12 protein-coding genes are annotated in these 14,909 nt (G+C 64.8%); 6 read left to right on the top strand and 6 right to left on the bottom strand.

The genetic code is table 11. The features are described 5' to 3' along the window. Nucleotides 1-160: 160 nt before the first annotated feature. From ACP15R_RS08820 to ACP15R_RS08810, 3 genes are all read right to left on the bottom strand, one after another. Nucleotides 161-1,765 (bottom strand): carboxyl transferase domain-containing protein, encoded by a 1,605-nt coding sequence (locus ACP15R_RS08820; protein WP_424986034.1) that lies wholly within the window; start codon nt 1,763-1,765, stop codon nt 161-163. Between the two features lie 203 nt (nt 1,766-1,968). After that, complete coding sequence (locus ACP15R_RS08815) at nt 1,969-3,132, bottom strand: isovaleryl-CoA dehydrogenase (protein ID WP_424986033.1); 1,164 nt, start codon at nt 3,130-3,132, stop codon at nt 1,969-1,971. A 481-nt stretch (nt 3,133-3,613) separates the two neighbouring features. After that, nucleotides 3,614-4,276: an HAD-IA family hydrolase gene (locus ACP15R_RS08810; RefSeq protein WP_424986032.1), complete on the bottom strand. Its 663-nt coding sequence runs from the start codon at nt 4,274-4,276 to the stop codon at nt 3,614-3,616. Between the two features lie 136 nt (nt 4,277-4,412). Here ACP15R_RS08810 and glmU point away from each other — a divergent pair, with 136 nt between their 5' ends. From glmU to ACP15R_RS08795, 3 genes are read left to right on the top strand one after another with little or no spacing between them, the layout of a single operon-like run. Next, a complete protein-coding gene (glmU, locus tag ACP15R_RS08805; protein ID WP_424986031.1) occupies nt 4,413-5,765 on the top strand; it encodes a bifunctional UDP-N-acetylglucosamine diphosphorylase/glucosamine-1-phosphate N-acetyltransferase GlmU in 1,353 nt (450 codons plus the stop codon). Between the two features lie 2 nt (nt 5,766-5,767). After that, nucleotides 5,768-7,591, top strand: a complete 1,824-nt coding sequence (gene glmS, locus ACP15R_RS08800; protein ID WP_424986030.1) for a glutamine--fructose-6-phosphate transaminase (isomerizing) — start codon at nt 5,768-5,770, stop codon at nt 7,589-7,591. Nucleotides 7,592-7,603: 12 nt separating this feature from the next. Then, nucleotides 7,604-8,308, top strand: coding sequence for a DNA alkylation repair protein (locus ACP15R_RS08795; RefSeq protein WP_424986029.1), 705 nt, complete (start codon nt 7,604-7,606; stop codon nt 8,306-8,308). A 29-nt stretch (nt 8,309-8,337) separates the two neighbouring features. On the opposite strand, the gene ACP15R_RS08790 is transcribed toward ACP15R_RS08795, so the two are convergent. Beyond that, nucleotides 8,338-8,982, bottom strand: a complete 645-nt coding sequence (locus tag ACP15R_RS08790) for a DUF924 family protein (protein WP_424986028.1) — start codon at nt 8,980-8,982, stop codon at nt 8,338-8,340. Nucleotides 8,983-9,041: 59 nt separating this feature from the next. Between ACP15R_RS08790 and moaA the strand changes: the two genes are divergently transcribed. Genes moaA through ACP15R_RS08775 form a run of 3 tightly spaced genes read left to right on the top strand, consistent with a single transcriptional unit; the run spans nt 9,042 to nt 12,434 of the window. Next, nucleotides 9,042-10,091 carry a GTP 3',8-cyclase MoaA gene (gene moaA / locus ACP15R_RS08785; protein ID WP_424986027.1) on the top strand — a complete coding sequence of 350 codons (1,050 nt, stop codon included), beginning with the start codon at nt 9,042-9,044 and terminating at the stop codon, nt 10,089-10,091. Then, nucleotides 10,091-11,398 (top strand): 3-deoxy-D-manno-octulosonic acid transferase, encoded by a 1,308-nt coding sequence (locus ACP15R_RS08780; RefSeq protein ID WP_424986026.1) that lies wholly within the window; start codon nt 10,091-10,093, stop codon nt 11,396-11,398. Before moaA ends, ACP15R_RS08780 begins: the two co-directional genes overlap by 1 nt. Next, nucleotides 11,391-12,434: a glycosyltransferase family 4 protein gene (locus ACP15R_RS08775; RefSeq protein ID WP_424986025.1), complete on the top strand. Its 1,044-nt coding sequence runs from the start codon at nt 11,391-11,393 to the stop codon at nt 12,432-12,434. The genes ACP15R_RS08780 and ACP15R_RS08775 overlap by 8 nt, the downstream gene beginning before the upstream one ends. Before the next feature lie 41 nt (nt 12,435-12,475). Here ACP15R_RS08775 and ACP15R_RS08770 read toward each other — a convergent pair whose 3' ends face one another. Both ACP15R_RS08770 and argE read right to left on the bottom strand, forming a co-directional pair. Further along, complete coding sequence (locus ACP15R_RS08770; RefSeq protein ID WP_424986024.1) at nt 12,476-13,639, bottom strand: M20 aminoacylase family protein; 1,164 nt, start codon at nt 13,637-13,639, stop codon at nt 12,476-12,478. 98 nt (nt 13,640-13,737) lie between these two features. Then, nucleotides 13,738-14,907, bottom strand: coding sequence for an acetylornithine deacetylase (gene argE / locus ACP15R_RS08765; protein WP_424986023.1), 1,170 nt, complete (start codon nt 14,905-14,907; stop codon nt 13,738-13,740). Between the last annotated feature and the right edge of the window lie 2 nt (nt 14,908-14,909).

The following is a 14,909-nucleotide window of genomic DNA, read 5'->3' as shown; positions in this document are numbered from 1 at the left end:
CTGTTCGGGTCGCCGGGGGCCAGCCCCCGGACCCCCGGGATATTTCAAGCAGGAAAAAGCGCATCCCTGCCGCGCATCGTGAACCCCATGCAAGGGTCGTTTCCGCCGGTGGCATGGGCAGGGCAGCATGACCTTGCCGTGCCGTGGCCACCGATGGGGCTCACATCCGGAACACGCCGAACCGCGTGTCCTCGATGGGGGCATTCAGGGCGGCAGACAGGCTGAGCGCCAGGACGTCGCGGGATTTGCGCGGATCGATGACCCCGTCATCCCACAGGCGGGCGCTGGCGTAGAGCGGATGTGACTGATGTTCGAACATGTCTATGGTCGGGCGTTTGAACTCGGCCTCTTCCTCGGACGACCAGGCACCGCCGCCACGTTCGATGGCGTCGCGTTTGACCGTGGCCAGGACCCCGGCGGCCTGTTCGCCGCCCATCACCGAAATCCGGCTGTTGGGCCAGGTCCACAGGAAACGCGGCTGGTAGGCGCGCCCGGCCATGCCGTAATTCCCGGCCCCGAACGACCCGCCGACCAGCATGGTGATCTTGGGCACGTTGGTGGTGGCCACCGCCGTCACCAGCTTGGCACCATGCCGCGCGATGCCTTCGTTCTCGTATTTGCGTCCGACCATGAAGCCGGTGATGTTTTGCAGGAACACCAGGGGGATTTTGCGCTGTGAACACAGTTCGACAAAATGCGCGCCTTTCTGGGCGGCCTCGGAGAACAGCACGCCGTTATTGGCGATGATCCCGATCGGGCAGCCCTTGAGATGCGCGAACCCGGTCACCAGCGTTTCGCCAAAGCGGGGTTTGAACTCGTCAAACCGGCTGCCATCCACCAGCCGCAGGATGACTTCGCGGATGTCATAGGGGGTGCGCAGGTCGGCGGGCACCACGCCCAGGATTTCATCCGGATCATAGGCCGGGTCCTCGGGGGATTCCCATTGCACCGTCGTCGGCTTGCCCCGGTTCAGTGAGGCAACCGCCCGGCGGGCCAGCGCCAGCGCATGTGCGTCATCCTCGGCGAGGTAGTCCGCCACGCCGGACAGGCGGGTATGCACATCGCCGCCGCCCAGATCCTCGGCGCTGACCACTTCGCCCGTTGCCGCCTTGACCAGCGGCGGGCCGGCCAGAAAGATGGTGCCCTGCTCGCGCACGATGATGGTGACGTCCGACATCGCCGGCACATAGGCCCCGCCCGCCGTACAAGAGCCCATCACCACGGCGATCTGCGGGATGCCCTTGCCGCTCATCCGGGCCTGGTTGTAGAAGATCCGCCCGAAATGGTCGCGATCCGGGAACACTTCGTCCTGGTTGGGCAGGTTGGCGCCGCCGCTATCCACGAGATAGATGCAAGGCAGGTGGTTTTCCTCGGCGATTTCCTGGGCGCGCAGGTGTTTTTTCACCGTCATCGGGTAATAGGTGCCGCCCTTGACCGTCGCGTCGTTGCAGACAACCATGACTTCCTGGCCATGCACCCGGCCGATCCCGGCGATCACGCCGGCGCAGGGGGCCGCGCCGTCATACATGTCATGCGCCGCCGTTGCGCCGATCTCGAGAAAGGGCGAGCCCGCATCCAGCAGGTTGGCAACCCGCCGGCGCGGCAGCATCTTGCCCCGGCTTTCGTGACGGGCGCGCGATTTCTCGCCCCCGCCGATCCGCGCGGCCTCGGCGGCGGTGCGAATGGTTTCCAGCGCCTCGAGGTGGGCCGCACGGTTCTGCTTGAATCCGTCCGAAGACGGCAGAGCGCTTGATGTCAGTCTCACGGTTCAGCCTCCTGTTCCGCCGCGGCGCGACGATTGAGTTCACGGCGCACCCCGTAGCGAGGGATCGCCGGACAGCCTGTCGGAAATACGATTTCCGTTTCAGATGAGCGCCTTGTCGGGCAACGCTCAACACATACTCTAAGCAACAACATGACCGGGTGCCGGCGCGCGGATCCCCCCCGCGCCGCCTCGGTCGGGGATGGTCAGCCCATGGTCCCCAGCATCTCGCGACCCACCAGCATCCGGCGGATTTCGCTGGTGCCCGCGCCGATTTCCATCAGCTTGGCATCGCGGAAAATGCGCCCGACCGGGTTGTCGGAAAGATATCCGGCACCGCCCATGGCCTGCACCGCCTGGTGTGCCTGTACCATCGCCTGTTCGCTGGCATAGAGACAGCAGGCCGCCGCGTCCTGACGGGTCACGTCACCACGATCACAGGCCTTGGCAACCTCGTAGACATAGGCGCGCGCGCTGTTCATCGCGGTGTACATGTCGGCCATCTTGCCCTGCATCAACTGGAAGCTGCCGATGGGTTTGCCGAATTGCTTGCGTTCGGCCATGTAGGGCATGATCTCGTCAAGACAGGCCGCCATGATACCGGTGCCGATCCCGGCCAGAACCACGCGTTCGTAATCAAGCCCCGACATCAGCACGGCAACGCCGCGCCCCTCTTCGCCCAGCACGTTTTCAAACGGCACTTCGCAATCTTCAAAGATCAGTTCGGCGGTGTTCGACCCGCGCATCCCCAGCTTGTCGAAATGCGGGCTGGTCGAGAAGCCCTTGAAGCTCTTCTCGATCAGGAAGGCGGTGATGCCCCTGCTGCCCGCTTCGGGGTCGGTTTTGGCATAGACCACCAGCGTGTCGGCATCGGGACCATTGGTGATCCAGTACTTGTTGCCGTTCAGGACAAAGCGATCATTGCGCTTTTCCGCGCGCAGCTTCATCGACACCACATCGGAACCGGCCCCGGCTTCGGACATGGCCAGCGCGCCAACATGCTCGCCCGAGACCAGCCCCGGCAGGTATTTGCGCTTTTGCTCGTCATTGCCGTTCAGCTTGATCTGGTTGACGCAAAGGTTGGAATGCGCGCCATAGGACAGCGATACCGAAGCGCTTGCCCGGGCGATCTCTTCGACCGCGATCACATGAGCGAGATACGACATGCCCGAGCCGCCGAACTCTTCGGGGACGGTGATGCCCAGCAGGCCCAGCTCGCCCATCTCTTTCCAGAGATCCGCCGGAAAATTGTTCGTGCTGTCAATCTCGGCGGCCAGCGGCTTGACCCGCTCCTGCGCCCAGCGATGCACCATGTCCCTCAGCGCATTCACGTCCTCGCCCAGGTCAAAATGCATAGAAGCGTTGAACATCGCGATCTCCCTCCTCCGATTTAATGAACGACCGTTCAATAAACTCATAACAGCCGGAACCGCGCCGGTCAACTGTCAAGCTGTGCCCCGTTCAAAATCCACCTTCCGACCGTCCGAACCGATGCCCGGAATTCGGCTCAACCGGCTGTAAGTGATGGTAAATTCTTGCCTCATCCGATGTGGCCGACGCATCGATGCTCTCTCGCCGGCAGCAGGGTCGCGTGCTGATCCAAGGCTGGAGGCGCCCCAGCCATGCATCGCGAATCCCACCCGCGAGCGGGCCGGCAAGCGATCGACACATGGGGGTTCTGCGCCCGGCATCAGGTAGTCAGCCACCGCTGACACGATGCGCGCAAGCAAGTGTTGCATGAGAACCGCGGGGCGGACCCGGCGGCGCATTGCTCTGTCATGCAGCAGTCTTGCGCCGCAAGTTCCGCTGGGTCAAGCAAGACTTCCCACCCGTCACCGGGCGGCGACGCCGCTAGCCGATCAGGTCGGCAACGAGTCCCGGCAGGTCGGCAAAGCGATCCAGCAGCGCCTCGGGCTGCAACGCGGCCATATCGGCACCTGACGGCCCGAACGTCACCAGAACCGAAGGGACCCCGGCAGCCCGCGCGGTGTTGCGGTCGGTATCGGAATCGCCAATCAGCACACACTGCGCCGGATCGCCCCCCGCCCGCCGCGCCGCTGCGCGCAGGGGTTCCGGATCGGGCTTGCGCACGGGCAGCGTATCCGCGCCGACCATTGACGCAAAGGCATCACGCACCCCCAGACGACGCAGCAGCAATTCGGCCAGCGCCTCGGGCTTGTTGGTGCAAATCCCGACACCATAGCCGGCGGTTTTCAGCGTCTCGACCGCTTCCATCGCCCCGTCATAGAGCACCGTATGAGTATCGATCGCCGCGCGATAGGCGTCGAGCAACACCGGATACTGCGCCTCGACGGTCGCGGCGTCATAGAGGCCCAACCGCTCAAGCCCGTGTCGCAGCATCATTTTGCCGCCGCGCAGCGCGATCCCTGCATCCTGCCCCGGCACCAGCACATCCCCGTGACCCAGCCCGCGAAAACAGGCATTTGCCGCCGCAAGCAAATCGCCCGACGTATCCGCCAATGTTCCATCAAGATCGAAAATTACCGTGCGCATCCTGTACCCCGTCCGCCGACTGGCGGCATTTCGCCCGCCTCTGTTGCATACCGCAACCTTGTTTGATTGCCGCAAGCCTTGCTATGCCGCGCCCAGCGGATAAAACGGACGCAACAAAAACACAAAGAGAATTCATATGAGTATTGCATTGGTCATTCTGGCGGCGGGCAAAGGCACACGGATGGAATCCGATCTGCCCAAGGTGCTGCACCCGATCGCGCAGGTGCCGATGCTGGTCCATGCCATGCGCGCGGGCGCGGCGCTTGAGCCGCAAGAGGTGGTGATCGTTGCGGGCCACGGGGCCGATCAGGTCACCAGGGCCGCACAGCACGAGAGCGAAACCGCGCGGATCGTGATGCAGACCGAACAGCTTGGCACCGCCCACGCGGTCGATCAGGCGCGCGAAGCCCTGTCCGGGTTCTCGGGCGATATCGTCGTTCTCTATGGCGATACACCTTTCGTGCAGCCGGAAACGCTGGAACGGATGGTGGCGGCGCGAGCAGATCATGACCTGGTGATCCTCGGATTTCACGCCGCCGATCCCGGACGCTATGGCCGGCTGGTCACCGAGGGTGACGCCCTGCAACGCATCGTCGAGTTCAAGGACGCCAGCGAGCAAGAGCGCGCCATCACCCTCTGCAACAGCGGCCTGGTGGCCTGTGATGCAAATACCCTGTTCAACCTGATTGCCGAGATCGGCAATGACAACGCGGCGGGAGAATATTACCTGACCGATATCGTGGCGCTGGCCCGCGAGCGCGGCCTGTCTGCAACCGCCGTCACCTGTGACGAGAGCGAAACGCTGGGGGTCAATTCGCGCGCGGAACTGGCGGCGGCGGACGGTGTCTTTCAGGCGCGCGCCCGCGCCGACCTGCTGGCGCTTGGTGTCACGTTGATGGCCCCCGACACTGTCTATCTGGCGCAGGATACGGTGATCGGGCGCGATACGGTGATTGAACCCAACGTGGTGTTCGGCCCCGGCGTGACGGTGGAATCCGGTGCCACCATCCGGGCGTTTTCGCATCTGGAAGGCTGCCATGTCAGCCGGGGCGCGGTGATCGGCCCCTATGCCCGCCTGCGCCCCGGCGCGGAACTGGCCGAAGGCGCGCGGATCGGAAATTTTGTCGAGATCAAGAACGCCGTCATCGACGAAGGGGCCAAGGTCAACCACCTGTCCTATATCGGCGATGCAGCGGTCGGGGCGCGGGCCAATATCGGCGCGGGTACCATCACCTGCAACTATGACGGCGTGATGAAGCACCAGACCCGCATCGGCGCGGATGCCTTTATCGGGTCGAACACCATGCTGGTGGCGCCGGTTTCGGTAGGCAACCACGCGATGACGGCAACCGGTTCGGTGATCACCCGCAATGTCGAGGACGAGGCGATGGCGATTTCCCGCACCAAGCAGGAAAACAAGCCCGGCCGCGCCCGCAAGCTGTTTGAGATATTAAGGGCCAAAAAGGCCAGACGCGACAAGGAACGGTAATCATGTGTGGTATTGTAGGTGTTCTGGGCAGCCACGAGGTGGCGCCGATACTGGTCGAGGCGCTCAAGCGGCTGGAATACCGGGGCTATGACAGCGCCGGCATCGCCACGCTGAACGATGGCGTCCTGGAGCGTCGCCGCGCGGTTGGCAAGCTGGTCAACCTGAGCGATCTGCTGGTCCACGAACCGCTGCCGGGCAAGTCCGGGATCGGGCATACCCGCTGGGCAACCCACGGCGCACCTTCGGTCAAGAACGCCCACCCGCATCGCGCGGGCGGCGTCGCCGTGGTGCATAACGGCATCATCGAGAATTACCGCGAGCTGCGCGCCGAACTGGCCGAGGAAGGCATCCGGTTCACCACCGATACCGATACGGAAACCGTCGCGCTGCTGACCGAGCATTACATGGCGCAGGGCGACGATCCGATTGCCGCCGCCTACAAGACGCTCGCCCGGCTGGAAGGGGCCTTTGCGCTGGCCTTCCTGTTTGACGGCAATGACGACCTGATCATCGCCGCGCGCAAGGGATCGCCGCTGGCCATCGGGCACGGCGATGGCGAGATGTTCGTGGGCAGCGACGCCATTGCGCTGGCCCCCCTGACCGACCGGATCACCTATCTGGAAGAGGGCGACCGCGCCGTCGTGACCCGCCAGGGCGTAACCATCCATGACGCCAAGGGCAAGCTCGCCAACCGCGCCATCAAGAAAATCAAGCTGGCCAATGCAAGCGTCGACAAGGCCGGGCACAAGCATTTCATGGCCAAGGAAATCGCCGAACAGCCCGAGGTCATCGGCGACGCCATCCGCCATTACCTTCCCAGCGGCGAAGACCGGGTCAGCCTGCCGGGCGACGGCATCGATTTCACCAGGGTCCAGCGGCTTACCATGGTTGCCTGCGGCACTGCCTACTATGCCTGCCTGACCGCGAAATACTGGTTCGAACAGATCGCCCGCCTGCCCGTCGAGGTCGATGTGGCGTCCGAATTCCGCTATCGCGAGCCGCCGATCACCGAAGGCACGCTGGCCCTCTTCGTGAGCCAGTCGGGCGAAACAGCCGACACGCTGGCGGCGCTGCGCTATTGCCGTGACAAGGCGGACCAGATCGTTTCGGTGATCAATGTCCCCGAGAGCTCGATTGCACGTGAAAGCGATCTGGCCCTGCCGATCCTTGCGGGCGTCGAGATCGGCGTTGCCTCGACCAAGGCCTTTACCTGCCAGCTTGCGGTACTGCTGATCCTGGCGATCAAGGCCGCGGCGGATCGGGGCGAGCTGGGCGCCGATGAAATCGCCGATCACATTTCCGCGCTGCGCGGGCTGCCAGCGATCCTGAATGTCGCGCTCGATCAGAACGACACGATCAAGACCGCCGCGCAACGGCTGAGCGAAGCGCGCGACGTGCTGTTCCTGGGGCGTGGGCAGATGTACCCTCTGGCCCTTGAAGGCGCGCTGAAACTCAAGGAAATCAGCTATATCCATGCCGAAGCTTATGCTTCAGGCGAACTCAAGCATGGCCCCATCGCGCTCATTGACAAACATATGCCGGTGGTGGTCATGGCACCGCGCGACACGCTTTTTGACAAGACAGTATCCAACATGCAGGAGGTCATGGCGCGGCGCGGCAAGGTGATCCTGGTGTCGGATGATCGCGGCATCACCGAGGCCAGCGATGGCGTCTGGGATACCATCCGCATGCCGCATATTCACCCGTCGCTCGCCCCGATCCTTTATGCGATCCCGGCGCAGCTGCTGGCCTATCACACGGCGGTGGCCAAGGGCACGGATGTGGACCAGCCGCGCAACCTGGCAAAATCGGTAACCGTTGAATAGGGCCGCACGCATATGAACGCCGCCGAACTTGTCGACCGGCTGGCCCGTCAGGGCGCGCCGGGCAAGGCCGCGGAGATGGCCCGCTATCACAAGGTCGAGCGGCGCTATCTGGGCGTGGCGAACCCGGTGCTGAACGATCTGTCGCGCGACTTGCGGCGTGAACTGGCGCTTGCGACCCGCATCGACCTGGCGCGCGATCTCTGGAACACCGATATCCACGAGGCGCGGATACTCGCGGCCAAGCTGTTCACCCAGGCTCGCATCCGCCCCGACGCCGAGATCTGGGAGGTGATCCAGAGCTGGCTCCCCGAATGCGACGCCTGGGCCATCGCCGATCATGTTTGCATGGCCGGGCAGAAACGGCTGATCGCGGACCCGGCGCGGCTCGATACGGTGGCCGGCTGGACAGATTCCGATCACCTGTGGACCCGCCGCGCCGCGCTTGTGATCACCCTGCCCTGGACCAAGCAGAACCACCCGAAACCCGCGGATCTGGCCCATCGCGACCGGGTGCTTGGCTGGGCGGCTGGGTATGTCAGCGACCGCGACTGGTTCATCCAGAAAGCCGTGGCCTGGTGGCTGCGCGAACTTTCGAAACACGATGCGCCCCGCGTGCGGGCCTTTCTGGCCGAACATGGTGACAGGATGAAACCCTTTGCCCGCAAAGAGGCCGCGAAATACCTCGCAACCGGCGACTGCACCGCGCAGGGCGGCTGAGACCGCAGGCAATCGGCCCGCGTACCGCGTCAGGACGCCTGCGACGGACGGCGCAGATGCGGGAAATCACCGTCGGCGACATAGGCGTCTTCCTCGGGCGTGGAACAGCGCCCCAGGACGGCATTGCGATGAGGGTGGCGGCCAAACCGCTCGATGATCGCACTGACCCGGCGATGCTGCGCCCAGAGCTGTTCTCCGGCCGGGCGGATTGCCTCTGGCAGGCGCGACACGATGGTGTCGATCACCGGCTCCAGTTGCCGCATCCGCTCCAGATGCTCCGGCCCCTCGCAATGTGAAATGGCGATCACGAAGAACGTCTGCTCCCACGGGGCGAGCCCGTCGAAATCGCCATTGTCGATCCCGTGCCGCGCCAGCCGTGCCGCCTTGATGTCTTGCCCAAAGGCGGCGGGGGTGTCGCGCCAGAGCGAGCGGGGAAACTGGTCCAGCGCAATCAGCAACGCCAGCCTGCCGCGCGGGGTGTCGGCCCAATGGTCCAGCGCCCCGGTGGCCGCCGCACGGGTCAGCCCGGCAAATCGTGAAATGATCGCCGCATCCATGCCGCCATGCATTCTCTCGTCCCAGAATGCCATGTGGCGCTCGGGATCGTGTTGGTGGCCGGTGTCGGGAAACCAGAAATCCAGCACAAGATCCGGTTGATATTCCTGTTGCCCCATAGGGTCCTCCCAATTTTCGGCCCGGGGCCGCGCCCCTGCAATCACCGGACTCATACCATATGCCCCTTGCCGCGTCGCCACCCGCGCTTTACCTATGTGGCATGACTGCTCCGCTGATTGATCCCTTTGCCCGCGCCATCACCTATCTGCGCGTATCCGTCACCGACCGGTGCGATTTCCGCTGTGTCTATTGCATGTCGGAAAACATGACCTTTCTGCCCAAGAAAGAACTTTTGACCCTGGAAGAGCTGGACCGCATGTGCTCGACCTTCATCGGTCTTGGCGTGGAAAAACTGCGCATCACCGGGGGCGAGCCGCTGGTGCGCAAGGGGATCATGACCTTTTTTGACTCGATGACCCGCCACCTGGACAGCGGCGCGCTCAGGGAATTGACCCTGACCACCAATGGCAGCCAGCTTGAGCGCTTTGCCGATGATCTCTACGCCGCCGGTGTGCGCCGGGTGAACATTTCACTCGACACGCTGGATGACGCAAAATTCGCCGAAGTCACCCGCTGGGGCCGCCTGCCACAGGTCATTCGCGGCATCGACGCCGCCCAGCGTGCGGGTTTGCGGGTCAAGCTCAACGCGGTTGCGCTCAAGGGGTTCAACGAAGACGAATTGCCCACCATCACCGAATGGTGCGCCGAGCGCGACATGGACCTGACCTGGATCGAGGTCATGCCGATGGGCGATATCGGCAACGAGAATCGTATCGGGCAATACTGGTCGGTCAAGGATGTGCGCCGCACCTATGCCGCGCATTACACCGTCACCGACCTGGCAGAGCGCACCGGAGGCCCGGCGCGCTATGTGCGGCTTGAAGAAACCGGGCAGAAGATCGGCTTTATCACGCCGCTGACCCATAATTTCTGCGAAAGCTGCAACCGCGTGCGGCTGACCTGCACCGGCGAATTGTTCATGTGCCTCGGACAGGAAGACAATGCCGATCTGCGCGCCGCCCTGCGCGATCACCCGGATACCGAAGCCCCCCTGCGTGACGCGATCCGGGCGGCCATCGCACACAAGCCCAAGGGGCATGATTTCGACTATTCCCGCCAGCGGCCGGACGGGCAGATGTCGCGCCACATGAGCCACACGGGCGGCTGATGACCCGCCCCGTCGCCAAGCCGACGGCCCTGTTTCACCTGTATCGCGGCACCGCGAGGGTGGTGTCGCCGCTGGCCTACCTGATGGTGTCACGCAAGCTGCGCCGCCACGGCGTCAGCCCGCGCCGCATGCATGAACGGCTGGGCAATGCCAGCGAACGCCGCCCGGCGGGGCGATTGATCTGGTTCCATGCGGCCAGTGTCGGAGAGAGCCTGTCGGTGCTGACCCTGATCACGCATATGGGCGAATACCTGTCCGACGCCGAGTTTCTGATCACCAGCGGCACCGCGACATCGGCGGCGTTGATCGCGCGCCGCCTGCCGCCGCGCACCCGGCATCAATTCGTGCCGCTGGATGCGCCCGGCCCGATCCGGCGCTTTTATGATCACTGGCGCCCCGATGCCGGCATCTTTGTCGAAAGCGAGCTTTGGCCCGGCATTCTCGACGCGGGACACAGGCGGGGCGTGCCGCTGGCCCTGCTCAACGCGCGACTCTCCGGGAAATCCGCCGCCACCTGGCAAAAGGCGCCGGCAACCGCGCGTTTCGTGCTTGACCGGTTTGCCCTGATGCTCACCCAGAACGCCGAAATCGCCGACCGGCTGTTGTCGATCGGGGCCGACCCCGCGCGGGTCAAGGTGGGCAGCAATCTCAAGGCGACCTCGGCCCCCCTGCCGGTGGATCACGATACGCTGGAGCATATGCGTCGCGATCTTGCGGCCCGCCCGGTCTGGGTTGCCAGTTCGACCCATCCGGGCGAGGAACAGGTGGTTCTGGAGGCGCACAAGACCCTGCTGCGCGACCACCCGGATCTGTGCCTGTTGCTGGTGCCGCGCCATCCCGAACGCGGGGACGAGGTGGCGGCGCTGGTGCGCGAGGCCGGGCTGACCATGGCGCGCCGCACCGCGCAAGAGCCGATCGCCGCCGGCACACAGGTCTACATGGCCGACACGCTGGGCGAGACCGGCACATGGTACGCGCTCAGCCCGCTGGTGTTTCTGGGCGGCTCGCTGCGTCCCATCGGGGGCCACAATCCCTACGAGGTTGCGCAGGCCGGGGCCGCAGTGATGACCGGGCCCCATGTCGCCAATTTCGCCGAAACCTATGCCCCCTTGCTCGCCATGGGCGGTGCGGTTGAAGTGTCCGATGCGGCGGGCCTGGCCGAGGGTATGCGCAACTGGCTTGAGCATCCGGACAGGCTGGAGCGCGCGCGCGCTGCCGCGGGTGCATTTGTCGCCAGCCAGCAGGACAAGCTGGCCGGGCTGGTGAGCACGCTCTGTTCCGCCCTGGGGCTTGCGCCCCGTGGCTGAGCTGTTCGTGACCAACCTGAACCCGCGCTTTACCGGGGTGTCGGCAACCGCCGCCAACGTGCTGCGACAGCAGGCGCGGTTTCATGACCTGCGCCTGGTGGGCCATCCCCTGCCCGGTTGCCCTGCACCCATCCCCGTTGCCAAGGCGCGCGCCCTGTCCCGTACCCCTCCGCCGGATCGCCCCTTTGCGATCTGGCATGTGCGACGCAACCCGGAAATGCGGGCGGCGATCTGGGCGCGGGACGTGCTGCGCCTGCCCATCCGGATCGTGTTCACCTCGGCGGCGCAGCGGCGGCATTCGGCCTATCCCCGCTGGCTGATCAGCCGCATGGATGCGGTGGTCGCCACCACCGATGCGGCGGCGGACCATGTGCCCCATGTCCGCGCCGTGGTTCCGCACGGGGTCGATACCGATCTGTTTGCCCCGGCCCGCGACCGCGCGGCGGCTTGGGCGGCGCTTGGCTATGGTGGCACGATGGGCATCGCCACCGTGGGCCGCATTCGCCCGGAAAAGGGCACCGACCGGTTCGTTGCCGCGATGCTGAACCTGCTGCCAGACCTGCCCGGCGCGGTTGCGCTGGTGATCGGTCGGGCGGCACGGGAACATGCGGGGTTTCTGCGCCAGTTGCAGGAACAGATCGCGGCGGCGCAGCTGTCTGACCGCATCCTGTTCCCCGGTGAAATCCCGGCGGATCAGCTCCCCTCGCTGATGCGTGCCCTGTCGCTGGTGATGCAGCTGCCGCGCTATGAGGGCTATGGCATGGTGCCGCTCGAAGGCATGGCCAGCGGCGTGCCCTTTGTCGGCAGCGATGCCGGCTATTACAGCGCCTTTGCCGCGCAGGGGCGCGCCGGGTTGATCGTCGATCAGGATGGCCCGGAACAGGCCGCCAGGGCCGCGCTTGGGCTGTTGACCGATGACACGCGCCACGCCGCCATGTCCGCCGCCGCGCGCGATGTGGCCTGCTCGGACTTTAGCGCCGCGACCGAGGCCGCCGGGATCGAAGCCGTCTATCAGGACCTCTGGCAAGCCGGCTGAGGCCTGCGCGCAGGGCCCGGCGACCGGGCCCTTTCAACCGGTCAGGCCGCCGGCATCCGCCGTTCAACGATCTCGGCCCACCAGCTGCACCCAGCGGGGATGGTATCGTCGTTGAAATTGTATTCCGGATGATGCACCGGCGCGGATTCGCCATTGCCCACCAGAATATAGGCCCCCGGGCGCTCTTCGAGCATGAAGGCGAAATCCTCGCCCCCCATCACCAGCGGCGCGTCCTCGCATGTGCCTGAGACCTGCCGCGCCACGTCGGCGGCAAAGGCGGTCTGTTCGTCATGGTTCACCATCACCGGATAGCCCCGGTAATAGGTCACGTCGGCGCTGCCCCCGAAGGTGGCCGCAACGCCGGTGCAGATCTCGTTGATCCGCTGTTCCGCGAGGTCGCGCATGGCGGCGCTCATGGTGCGGACCGTGCCCTTGAGCTGAACCTCTTGCGGTATGACGTTGAACGCCTTGGACGAGGTTTCAAACGACGTCACCGAAACCACGACCTGATCCACCGGGTCGGCATTGCGGCTGGCGATGGTTTGCAGCGCCATGACCACCTGCGACGCCATCACCGTCGTGTCGATTGTTTCATGCGGTTTGGCCGCGTGCCCGCCCCGCCCGGTCAAGGTGATGTCGAACTGGTCGGTCGCGGCAAAAAAGGCACCGGGGCGGATCGCAAAGCTGCCCACCGGCTGGCCCGGCCAATTGTGCATGCCGTAAACCTCCTGGATGCCCCACCGCTCCATCATGCCGTCTTGGCACATTTCGCGCCCACCGCCGCCGCCTTCTTCTGCGGGCTGGAAAATCACCACGACGGTGCCATCGAAATTGCGGGTCTCCGACAGGTACCTGGCCGCGCCCAGCAGCATCGCGGTATGTCCGTCATGGCCACAGGCATGCATCGCCCCGTCGGTCTTGCTGGCATAGTCAAGCCCGGTCGCCTCGTGGATCGGCAGGGCATCCATGTCCGCGCGCAGGCCGATCACCTTGCCCTGTGTGTCGGATTTGCCCTTGATGACACCGACAACCCCGGTGCGGCCGATGCCGGTCACCACCTCGTCACAGCCAAACGCCCCGAGCTTGTCAGCGACCAGCGCGCTGGTGCGGTGGGTCTCGAACAGGATTTCCGGGTTCTGGTGAATATCACGGCGCCAGGCGGTGATCTCATCCTGCATTTCTGCAAAGCGGTTCTTGACTGGCATGGGGTTATCTCCTGATTCTCGCAAGGCGTGGGACGTGATTGCCAAAGTTCTACGCCTCTGGCCTGCGACGCTCAACCGGTTCGGCGGATGCGCGCCACCTAGCCCCGTTGCAATCTCGCGAGCAGGTTTTCCATGAAATCGACGCCGGCGCGGAACTGTGCGACCTCGATATATTCGTTGGGTTGATGCGCCTGCGCAATGTCGCCCGGCCCACAGACCACCGCGGAATATCCCGCCTCCTGAAATTGCCCGGCCTCGGTGCCATAGCTGACCACATGCGCGCCATTGTCACCGGTGATCGCGCGCACCAGCGCCTCGGCCTCGCCATCGGTTTCAGGGCGCAACCCCGGCAGGTCATAGACCGGCGAAATGTCGATACCGCTCTCCGGATGGGCACGCTGCATCCCGGCCTCGATCCGGCGCAGCTCGTCGGTGAATCGCTGTTTCCACGCCGCCGGTTCCTCGTCCGGAACCGGTCGGATTTCAAATTCCAGCCGGCAGTCCTTGGCGGTGATGTTGCGGGCGGTCCCGCCCTCGACTTCGCCCACATGCAGCGTTGTGAAGGGCGGCGTGAACATCGCCGCAACCGGCGTCGGGTCTGCGGCCTGCACCTGCGCATTGGTGGCATTGACCCAGTTGAGGATCCGCCCCGCTTCGAGAATCGCGCTGACCCCCATGGGCAAAAGCGAACTATGCACCTCGTAGCCACGGACATGGATGGAATAACCATGCCCGCCCTTGTGCCCGGTCACCGCCTTCATCATCGACGGTTCGCCCACGATCACCGCGCTCCCCTTGGGCAGGACCGGCTGCATCGCCTCGATCATCGGCGGCGCGCCGGTACAGCCGATCTCTTCGTCAAAGCTCAGCGCCAGTTGCAGCGGGCGTTTCACACCGCGCGCCCGCGCCTCGACCAGCGTCCAGATGGCGATGGCGTCAAATCCCTTCATGTCACAGGTGCCGCGCCCGAAATACCGCCCGTCCCGTTCGACCACGGCAAAGGGATCGCTGTCCCAGGTCTGTCCCGCGACCGGCACCACATCCGTATGCCCCGACAGCACCACCGCGCCCGGCTCCATCGGGCCGACATGGGCAAACAGCGCCGCCTTGTGCGGTTGTTCCGGATCGACCCAGCGGTGGGCATCGATGCCGTGACTGCCAAGATAGTTGTCGACCCAATCGATCAGCGGCAGGTTGGTTTCGCTGCTGACCGTGGGAAAGCGGACCAGTTGCGTCATCAGGTCAAGTGGCGACAGGCGTTCAGCCATTG

This window comes from Microbulbifer sp. S227A (assembly GCF_049800935.1).
The sequence above is the reverse complement of the archived record's forward strand: the minus strand, read 5'-3'. Positions and strand labels throughout refer to the sequence as shown.

What these genes read in the sequence shown, in the direction of transcription:
- ACP15R_RS08815 (WP_424986033.1), bottom strand. Translation starts at nt 3,132, where the DNA reads ATGTTCAACGCTTCTATGCATTTTGACCTGGGCGAGGACGTGAATGCG.
- ACP15R_RS08810 (WP_424986032.1), bottom strand. Translation starts at nt 4,276, where the DNA reads ATGCGCACGGTAATTTTCGATCTTGATGGAACATTGGCGGATACGTCG.
- glmU (WP_424986031.1), top strand. Translation starts at nt 4,413, where the DNA reads ATGAGTATTGCATTGGTCATTCTGGCGGCGGGCAAAGGCACACGGATG.
- glmS (WP_424986030.1), top strand. Translation starts at nt 5,768, where the DNA reads ATGTGTGGTATTGTAGGTGTTCTGGGCAGCCACGAGGTGGCGCCGATA.
- ACP15R_RS08795 (WP_424986029.1), top strand. Translation starts at nt 7,604, where the DNA reads ATGAACGCCGCCGAACTTGTCGACCGGCTGGCCCGTCAGGGCGCGCCG.
- ACP15R_RS08790 (WP_424986028.1), bottom strand. Translation starts at nt 8,982, where the DNA reads ATGGGGCAACAGGAATATCAACCGGATCTTGTGCTGGATTTCTGGTTT.
- moaA (WP_424986027.1), top strand. Translation starts at nt 9,042, where the DNA reads ATGCCCCTTGCCGCGTCGCCACCCGCGCTTTACCTATGTGGCATGACT.
- ACP15R_RS08780 (WP_424986026.1), top strand. Translation starts at nt 10,091, where the DNA reads ATGACCCGCCCCGTCGCCAAGCCGACGGCCCTGTTTCACCTGTATCGC.
- ACP15R_RS08770 (WP_424986024.1), bottom strand. Translation starts at nt 13,639, where the DNA reads ATGCCAGTCAAGAACCGCTTTGCAGAAATGCAGGATGAGATCACCGCC.
- argE (WP_424986023.1), bottom strand. Translation starts at nt 14,907, where the DNA reads ATGGCTGAACGCCTGTCGCCACTTGACCTGATGACGCAACTGGTCCGC.